Source organism: Candidatus Thiosymbion oneisti (assembly GCF_900092655.1).
Taxonomy (GTDB): domain Bacteria; phylum Pseudomonadota; class Gammaproteobacteria; order Chromatiales; family Chromatiaceae; genus Thiosymbion; species Thiosymbion oneisti.
This window is the reverse complement of sequence record NZ_FLUY01000886.1, coordinates 1-2236: the sequence shown is the minus strand read 5'-3', so window position 1 is coordinate 2236 and position 2236 is coordinate 1. Positions and strand designations below refer to the sequence as shown.

The following is a 2236-nucleotide window of genomic DNA, read 5'->3' as shown; positions in this document are numbered from 1 at the left end:
GGATGCCGGCGCTCCCGGCTTTGCCCAATCGACACGGCTGGTAGTAACTTGTTAATCAAAAAGAAATTTATACGCGCTCGCCCTGACTGCTCAGGCGCGCAGAAGACATTCAACGTGAGTTGTTTTTTCCTGTTGAAACAGGGACCCTTGGATCGGTTCTCTACCCTCTGCCTCCTTCAGCTTGAACATTCTTGCCGTCGATACCTCCGGTGAAGCCTGCTCCGCGGCGCTCCTGATCGGCACTGAGCTCAGGCAACGCCTGGCGCGGGAGCCGCGCCGGCATGGGGAGCTGGTCTTGACCATGATGGATGGGCTCCTCGCCGAGGCCGGTATCGGCCTGACCCGACTCGATGCCCTGGCGTTCGGCCGGGGTCCGGGTTCCTTCACGGGCGTGCGGATTGCCACATCGGTGGTACAGGGTGCGGCCTATGGCGCGGAGCTGCCGGTGGTGCCGGTATCGACCTTGGCCGCTCTGGCGCAGGGGTATTTCCGGTCCAACGGCTCATCCCGGGTCTTGGCGGCGTTCGATGCCCGCATGGGGGAGCTCTACTGGGGGTCTTACCTGCTTGGCGACGGGGATCTCATGCGAGCGGCGGGGGCGGAGGAGGTCGCCTCCCCGGAGGCGGTTGCGCTCCCGGCGGGTGGTAGCTGGAGCGGAGTCGGCGGCGGTTGGGCCACCTATGGTGAGGTGCTGCGCGGGCGTCTGGGATCGCGGCTCCTGGCGGTGACGCCGGATACCCTGTGTGAGTCGCGGGATGTTGCGGTGCTGGCCGCCGCCGAGCTCGCGCAGGGCCACTGGGTGACCGCGGAGCAGGCCCGACCCCTTTATCTCCGCGAGCGGGTGACTTCCTCCGGCTAGTACCCAAAATTCATGACGACTGCAACGCGACCATGGCAGGGCCTGTGGCGGTGTTGGGCACAAACGACGAATCACGCGAATCTGCGCGAATTGAATTTTTTGTGACCATGGGAACATTCGCGTCGATTCGTGTGATTCCTAGTTAAGAGGCTGTCTAAAAACTAACCGATTGATTTTAAGTCGGTAGGCTGGGGTGAGGAACGAACCCCAGCTTTGGTTATTGCTGGGTTTTGGCCGTCCCTGGCCGCAACCCAGCCTACGGCCTACGGTCCCTTTTTTTGCGCTCGTTCCCACGCTCCAGCGTGGGAACGCTGTCTTGTCCGCTCCAGCGGACTCAGCTCCTCTGTACTGATAGGCGTTGGCGGTTAGCCCACCGAGGCACTTAATCGACGCTGGAGCGTCGGGATCTGCTCCCACGCTGGAGCGTAGGGAGCCAGATGAAAATCAGGGAGGGATCTTTGTGTTGGGCACGGGCCATCCATTGATGCGGTTCGCGCCTCTTCGTGATGCATCCTGTAAGACCTGCCGCGCTCACCGCATCCTACGCCGGCTCACCCCATCCTACGGGCTTCGGCGACTCAGAATCAGTAACGTAGGATGCGGTGAGCGCGGTGGTTCTGAGCTTGCTGGCCGGTGTAAACCCTCGCCGCGTGAACCGCATCAATCGAGGTCATGCTCACTACACCATTGATGTGGTTCACTCCACCCTACGGGCTTCGGCGATTCAAAACCAGCGCCAGGTCATTTCTCCAGCAGCCGCGGTATGAGCTGAGCGAAGTTGCAGGGCCGGGTGCGGTGGTCGAGCTGGGACCGCAGGATCTTGTCCCAGGCGGTCCGGCAGGCACCGCCGGAGCCGGGCAGACAGAAGATGAAGGTGCCGTTGGCCAGGCCCGCCATGGCCCGGGACTGAATGGTGGCGGGACCGATCTCCTCGAAGGAGAGGGCGCGGAAGAGTTCGCCGAAGCCCTCGATCTGCTTGTCGAGCAGGGGTGCAATCGCCTCCGGGGTGCTGTCTCGCCCGGTGATGCCGGTGCCGCCGGTAGCCAACACCACCTGTATCTGGGGGTCGGCGATCCAGTGCGAGAAGACGGCGCGCATCCGGTAGACATCGTCCGGGACGATCTCCTTGGCGACCACCTTGTGGCCGGCGATCTCGACCTGGTCCCGGAGCCAGCCGCCGGATTTGTCGTCGGCCTCGGTGCGGCTGTCCGACACGGTAAGGACCGCGATCCTGAGCGGAATGAAGCCGGTGTCTTTAAAGTGCTCGGTCATGGTTTTTACGTCGGTAGTGTCTTAACTTCCTCTGGCTCCCACGCTCCAGCGTGGGAGCAAGTCCGGACGCTCCAGCGTCATGAAACCTTGGCCGCTGGAGCGGCC

Annotated in this window: 2 protein-coding genes; one reads left to right on the top strand and one right to left on the bottom strand. The window is 62.9% G+C overall.

Features of this window, described 5'->3' with window-relative positions; all coding sequences use genetic code 11:
- Positions 1–181: 181 nt before the first annotated feature.
- On the top strand, positions 182–859 hold the full coding sequence (gene tsaB, locus BQ17_RS09360; RefSeq protein WP_089726438.1) for a tRNA (adenosine(37)-N6)-threonylcarbamoyltransferase complex dimerization subunit type 1 TsaB: 678 nt from the start codon (positions 182–184) through the stop codon (positions 857–859).
- A gap of 741 nt (positions 860–1600) precedes the next feature.
- Here tsaB and moaB read toward each other — a convergent pair.
- Positions 1601–2131, bottom strand: a complete 531-nt coding sequence (gene moaB, locus BQ17_RS09355) for a molybdenum cofactor biosynthesis protein B (protein WP_089726435.1) — start codon at positions 2129–2131, stop codon at positions 1601–1603.
- Between the last annotated feature and the right edge of the window lie 105 nt (positions 2132–2236).